Raw genomic sequence first — 6494 nt, forward strand, 5'->3', positions numbered from 1 at the left:
TTATTAGTTTTAGTGATGATTAGGTGAGTTTAATGTTTTAGTAAGGCTGCAATTTTGCCTCTCTAGTTTGTGACCGCGAGTCTATTACTCATTATATGACGACGATCACAATTAAATTTATTTAACCCAATGAATTACCACTCTTTTTATAAGTGATTTAAAGAGGTAACACGTTGTATTAGCTTGCCCGTGTTGTTTTGCTTTGTTTCTTCGGTGGCCTAACGTGGCGTGACAAAATACGACTGCGTTCTTGTTTCACTTCCGTCAGCTTTCTCCATGACCATAAACGCACTCGTGCTTCCTTGGCGCTCACTTCGAGGTCGACGACTGGATTAAGGTAAGGGGAGTCTGGTTCAAGCTCGTGCATCATGACTTCCATAGGTGTCATCTTCCAAGGCTCAAACAGAAGTGGAGTGGGTATGTCTGAAAGTTCGGGTACCCATTTTCGGATGAAGTCCCCATCGGAATCGTGTTCTAGGGCTTGCTTTGTTGGGTTGTAAATTCGGATGGTGTTGATGCCCGTTACCCCAGCTTGCATTTGAAACTGTGGGTAATGAATGCCGGGTTCAAAATCGAGGAACAGCTGCGCTAAGTGTGTGACACCATCACGCCAGTCCATGTTCATATGGTGAGTGAGAAAGCTCACCAGCATTGAGCGCATGCGGAAATTAATGTACCCCGTATGATGCAGGCAGCGCATACAGGCATCGACCAATGGCACACCTGTCATCCCCATCTTCCATGCCTGAAGATGTGTCGGATCTTTTACCGTCTCTTTTTGCAAGAGTGCTTCGTAGGCGTGATTGATACAGCGATATTCCATCGCGCATTCCGATTCAAACTTCTGCATGAAATGACAGTGCCAGTGAAGCCTTGATGAGAGCGCAATCAAGCTGCGACGAAAGCCTGCGACTTGCCAGTGCCCCAACAGGTGTTGATAAACCTCACGCAGCGATATATTGCCCCAAGCCAAATATGGGGATAGACGTGTACAGGCATGTCGTGAAGCTTCTGGGCTTGAGATGCTGCGATAGTAATCGCGACCACGGCGCTCAAAGAAGTCATTTAATGTTGCCCATGCCAGTGCGCTTCCACCCGTTTGTATGCCTTTAACTTTGGTTAACCAAGCTGGTGGAGGCTCGATTGCGAATTTAAGCTCCTGTGCATCAAGGGTATGTAGTGATTCTGTCGTTAACTGATTTTCTTCTATGGGAGCACGCATGACATTGTTCCAGTGCTTGTCCCAACCGATTCTGTCTTTCGACCCTCTTACGACAGCGCCTTGTGCGAACTCTTGCCATGGGATGTTGTGATCTGTAAACCAAGCAGAGAGTTCTCTGTCACGCTCAAAAGTGCAATTTAATCCTATCTCTTGATGAGAGAAGACGTTTTTGATGCGGTAACGAGATTGAATCGCTTTGAAGCAGTCCATCGCACTGCCATGAAGTATTGAAACCTCATGTCCATACTCTTTCAGCGACCGATTCATGCATTGCAGCGACTGCCAAACAAACCGCCAATGTCGCTCAGAGTAGTGGGCATTGTTTAGCAGCATAGGTTGGAAATGTAGAGCAATATCGTTGGGAGGTGACCTGATAAAGCGTGTTGTAAAGGTGCGTGGTCGGTGAGTCTTAAATCACGCTTTAGCCACACTATGTTGATTGTTTGCATCTGAGCCCTCTTTCGTTTTCAAGCATTACGAATCAGAGGGCAAAACGTCTCACTGGAAGTGAGTTTTATTTTCGATAATGAAAGGGCAGGTTATGATCTCCTGTTTTCATTATTAGAGAATGCCTAAGCTTTTTAGTTTTCGATAAATCGTATTACGGCTGATACCAAGTATGCGTGACGTCTTACTGATGTTGCCTTGGTTGGCTTGATAAGTTTGCAACAAGGTTTCTTCAACGGTGCTTCTTAAATCGTTACTCGCTGTACCTTTTATGGCATTAGAAGTCGTCGATTGATGGTGATTATCATGCGCTAACGACGTGAGGTGTTGAGCAAGATGGCTAGGCACATACTCGAGTGTGAGTTGTGGTTCGTCGTTTGCCAGTAAAGTGGCGACTTTAAGTAGGTTGTCTAACTCGCGGATATTACCCGGCCATGAATAGGCGCATAGCAACCCCATCAAATGCGGGCAGATTGTTTGCTCATCTTCAGCGTATTTACGGTGAATGTTTTCGATTAAAGCGTGTTTATCTTGTCGCTGTTGCAGGCTTGGTAAGGTAAACGCCAAGCCATTGAGTCTGTAATACAGGTCTTGCCTAAACTCTCCGGTTGCGACTAACTGCTCGAGGTTTTTGTGAGTTGCAGCGATGATCTGGCAATCGACTTGATAGCTTTGATTGGAACCAACTGGCACCACGGATTTGTCTTGCAGAACATGCAGTAGTCGGCACTGAGCTTCTAAAGGCATGTCGGCGATCTCATCTAGAAATAGAATCCCTTTATCCGCTTGACGGATCTTACCTTGGAATCCTTTGTGGCTTGCGCCTGTAAAAGCCCCCGGCGCGTAACCAAACAATTCAGATTCGATAAGATCTTTCGGTAGTGCACCACAATTCACCGCGACTAAGGGCGACGATTTACGCTGGCTTTGCTTGTGTAACGCCTTAACAAACTCGCCTTTGCCGACACCTGTTTCACCAAGGATTAATAGGCTAATGCCTTTGTCGATAACCTTATTGGCCTGCTGCCAAGCGTGTTCTATCTGTTGTTCACCATGGTGTAAAGCACACGATGGGGAAATAGAGCGTGTGCGCTTGGTTGTTGGGCGTTTTAGGTGCTGTTTTTCAAACACAAAGGGGGCATCTATTGAATTTCGGTTGAAGAGGGTGTCGATACTCTCACCGACGATCGAGGTTTGATCCAATAGTTGAGAGGCGACCTGATTGTGCGCGACCACCTCTCCAGCTTCATTGGCTATTACAATCCCTTGCCAACCGCTGTGCAGTAGCGATTTATCGCATGCGAGATCAATACGAGTCGTGCCTTGTGGGATATGACTCAATAGCTGATTCTCAATAAGCTGAACCATATTTTGAACAAGTAGCTGTACCGAACCGTCGTGTTGTTGCTGCTCACTGGTAATGTCCAATACGCCAACCATGTTTCCTTGGTGATCAAATACTGGGCTCGCTGAACAGCTGATAAACCGATGCTGGTGGATGAAGTGTTGCTCACCAATGATGGTCACGGGTTTGGCTTCCACAATCGCCGTGCCAATGGCGTTGGTCCCTTTGAGTTGTTCCTGCCAACACGCACCAGAGCTGAGTGCAATCGACGTCAGTTTTTCCTTAAACCGCTCTTGTCCCCAACTAGCGAGAATCACCCCTTCAATGTCGGTCAAGATCAAACGACTGTCTGTACGTGCAAACATCTGGTTGAACAGAGGTAGTGCATTGCGCTCGACGATTTGAATCAAGCTCGATGATTGATGACGTCTCTGCTTAAGAATCGACTGTGGTAGGCGAATATCTTCGGGAAGACGTCTCTGTTTTAGCCCCGCTTCTGTGCTGCGGTGCCAAGAAGACGAAAGCCAATCTGAGGTGTTTGCTTGTTGAAGGTGCATGACTGTTCCATGTCGTAACAGTGAGAGTGTACCAAATTGGAACAGTTGAACATTGGATTGGTTTCCATACAGCTGTTCAATGCCAACTCACTTTGGGTTGTAAATGTTTGGTAATCATAGTTTTACAATTTATTAACAACAAGTTTTGAGGTTGTGGCGTGTGATTTGCGTTGTTCTTGTTGTGAAGAAAGCACGAAGTATCAGTGTTTTAAACAGAAAGCATAAACATAGGCGTATTGTCATGAGTTCTTTTCTCAAGAGAAGTCGCCACAAAAATAAGACAGCTCTCGCTTAATAACGAACAACACATCTAAGAAGGATCTAACTATGATTTACGCACAGCCGGGTAGTGACAACGCAGTGGTGAACTTTAAAGCTCAATACGATAACTTTATCGGTGGTGAGTGGGTGAAGCCTGTCAGCGGCGAGTATTTTGATAATACGTCTCCCGTGAATGGTCAGGTGTATTGCCAAGTCGCGCGCTCAACCGAGGCGGACATTAGCTTAGCACTCGATGCGGCGCATGCAGCTCGTGCGAGTTGGGCTGCGACCAGTGTGACAGAGCGTTCGAACATCCTACTTAAAATTGCTGACCGCATTGAAGCAAACCTAGAAGAGATCGCAGTTGCTGAGACATGGGAAAACGGCAAACCAGTGCGTGAAACTCTGGCGGCAGACATTCCGTTGGTTGTCGATCATTTTCGCTACTTTGCGGGCTGTATTCGAGCGCAAGAAGGCAGCGCAGCCGAGCTTGATTCAAACACTGCAAGCTACCACTTCCCAGAGCCAATTGGCGTGGTAGGGCAGATCATTCCTTGGAACTTCCCAATCTTAATGGCGGCTTGGAAATTGGCCCCTGCACTGGCAGCAGGCTGTTGTGTGGTGATGAAGCCAGCCGAGCAAACACCAACATCGATTTTGGTGATGATGGAGAAGATCGCTGACCTTCTGCCTGCAGGTGTGGTCAACATCGTGAATGGTTTTGGTAGCGAAGCAGGTCAAGCGTTAGCAACTAGTGACCGCTTGGCTAAATTGGCGTTTACTGGCTCAACAGAAGTCGGCCACCATATTTTGAAATGTGCGGCTGAAAGCTTGATTCCATCAACCGTTGAGCTTGGCGGTAAGTCTCCAAACATCTACTTCCCAGACATTTTTGATTATGAAGATGAGTACCTAGATAAGTGTGTAGAAGGCATGCTGCTGGCGTTCTTTAACCAAGGTGAGGTGTGTACCTGTCCATCGCGTGTGTTGATCCACGAATCGGTATACGATAAGTTCATTGCGAAAGTGGTCGAGCGTGCTCAAACCATCAAGCAAGGCAACCCGTTAGACACTGACACTCAGGTTGGCGCACAAGCCTCTCAAGAGCAGTTCGATAAGATTCTTAGCTATCTAGAGATTGGTCGTCAAGAGGGTGCGAAAGTGTTAACTGGTGGTGAAATCGCGCAGCAACCAGATGATCTGGGTAGCGGCTATTACATCCAACCAACCATGCTCGAAGGCAATAACAAGATGCGCGTCTTCCAAGAGGAGATCTTTGGTCCAGTTATCGCGGTAACTACTTTTAAAGACGAAGCTGAAGCGTTGGAAATTGCCAACGATACGGAATATGGCTTGGGTGCGGGTGTTTGGACGCGTGATGCAAACCTCGCGTATCGCATGGGTCGCAACATTGAAGCAGGGCGTATTTGGGTGAACTGTTACCACGCTTACCCAGCACATGCGGCCTTTGGTGGATACAAGAAATCAGGCATCGGTCGTGAGACACATAAGATGATGCTCGACCATTATCAAAATACCAAGAACCTACTGATCAGCTACGATACCAATCCGCTAGGCTTTTTCTAAAATAGATATGTTCTAGAGCGCTTTATCAAGGAGTTACTAACAACGAGTTGGTTTAACTAATATAAGTAAAATGAAAAGAAAAACGCCAAGTTCTTATGAGCTTGGCGTTTTTTAGTGTCTGCGAGATGTGTTAGATAAGTTGAATGGCTCGGACTTATTCTTCTGCGATAAAGCTGTTAGCGATTTGCGCTTCTTGCTTAATCATAAGCTGGTGCGCTGTCAGCATATGTTGCTGCATGATTTGTTTCGCTTTTACAGCGTCACTTTTGCTCAGCGCTTGCACAAGGTCGCGTTGGCTTTGCACGCCGGTACGCCACAGTTTGTGGTTTCCTGGCTCGTAAAGCTTGTGATAAATCGTCAGCTCAGTGAGCATTTGCGCGGTAAAACGTACCACAAACTTTAATAGCTCATTATCTGAATAGCTCGCCAGTAAGCTGTGGAACTCTAGCGATGCGATGTGGTGTTCGCGTTCTTGATAGATATCTTCTGGTGGCGTTTGATACTTGTCGATTTGGTCGCTCAGTGCCTGCAGTTGCGACTCGCTTAGTCTCCCCGCGAGGGAAGCCGCAATCTCCGGCTCAAGCGACAAACGCATTTGGTATAAATCTGATATCGAAGTGTTCTTAAAAAACAGGTAGTTACTTAAGAGAGACTGCGCTTTGTTTTCGCTCATCTCACTCACGAACACACCGCCATTCGGGCCGGTTTTGGTCGACAAAATACCTTGCGCTTCCAAGATTCGCATACTTTCACGAACCGTTCCTTTTGAAGCGTCAAACTTCTCCATAACCTCAAGTTCGTTAGGTAAACGATCCCCAGGCTGAAGTGCTTGTTCGACGATCCAGTTCTTGATCGATTCTGCTAATTCTTGTGTTCTACGTCTCTTCGCGCTTTTTGCCACATTATCCTCGCTGGGGTGTTATCCGTACCTATTGAATTCTGACGGAATTCCTCTGAATGTCACTTGTTTTCTTGCCCTAAAAACCCCGGAAAAATCGGAGTGCTCGGTTATGAAACACTCCAATTATTGATCGAATCTTAGTCACAAAATATTTATTTATCATGATAAATAGCT

3 protein-coding genes and 1 pseudogene are annotated in these 6494 nt (G+C 46.5%); 1 reads left to right on the plus strand and 3 read right to left on the minus strand.

Annotation, left to right across the window (positions count from 1 at the left end; translation table 11 throughout):
- Positions 1–178 precede the first annotated feature (178 nt).
- Positions 179–1671, minus strand: a pseudogene (locus BCT81_RS22855) (deoxyribodipyrimidine photo-lyase).
- Positions 1672–1783: 112 nt separating this feature from the next.
- On the minus strand, positions 1784–3571 hold the full coding sequence (locus BCT81_RS22860) for a sigma-54-dependent Fis family transcriptional regulator (protein ID WP_102425959.1): 1788 nt from the start codon (positions 3569–3571) through the stop codon (positions 1784–1786).
- Positions 3572–3898: 327 nt separating this feature from the next.
- On the opposite strand from BCT81_RS22860, the gene BCT81_RS22865 reads away from it, so the two are divergent.
- Positions 3899–5419, plus strand: coding sequence for an aldehyde dehydrogenase family protein (locus BCT81_RS22865; RefSeq protein WP_102425960.1), 1521 nt, complete (start codon positions 3899–3901; stop codon positions 5417–5419).
- Between the two features lie 154 nt (positions 5420–5573).
- On the opposite strand, the gene BCT81_RS22870 is transcribed toward BCT81_RS22865, so the two are convergent.
- Positions 5574–6320: an FCD domain-containing protein gene (locus tag BCT81_RS22870; protein WP_008218056.1), complete on the minus strand. Its 747-nt coding sequence runs from the start codon at positions 6318–6320 to the stop codon at positions 5574–5576.
- Positions 6321–6494 lie beyond the last annotated feature (174 nt).

Origin of the sequence: Vibrio sp. 10N.261.52.A1 (assembly GCF_002876325.1) — a bacterium.
In the GTDB taxonomy this organism is placed as follows: domain Bacteria; phylum Pseudomonadota; class Gammaproteobacteria; order Enterobacterales; family Vibrionaceae; genus Vibrio; species Vibrio chagasii.

What these genes read in the sequence shown, in the direction of transcription:
- BCT81_RS22860 (WP_102425959.1), bottom strand. Translation starts at nt 3,571, where the DNA reads ATGCACCTTCAACAAGCAAACACCTCAGATTGGCTTTCGTCTTCTTGG.
- BCT81_RS22865 (WP_102425960.1), top strand. Translation starts at nt 3,899, where the DNA reads ATGATTTACGCACAGCCGGGTAGTGACAACGCAGTGGTGAACTTTAAA.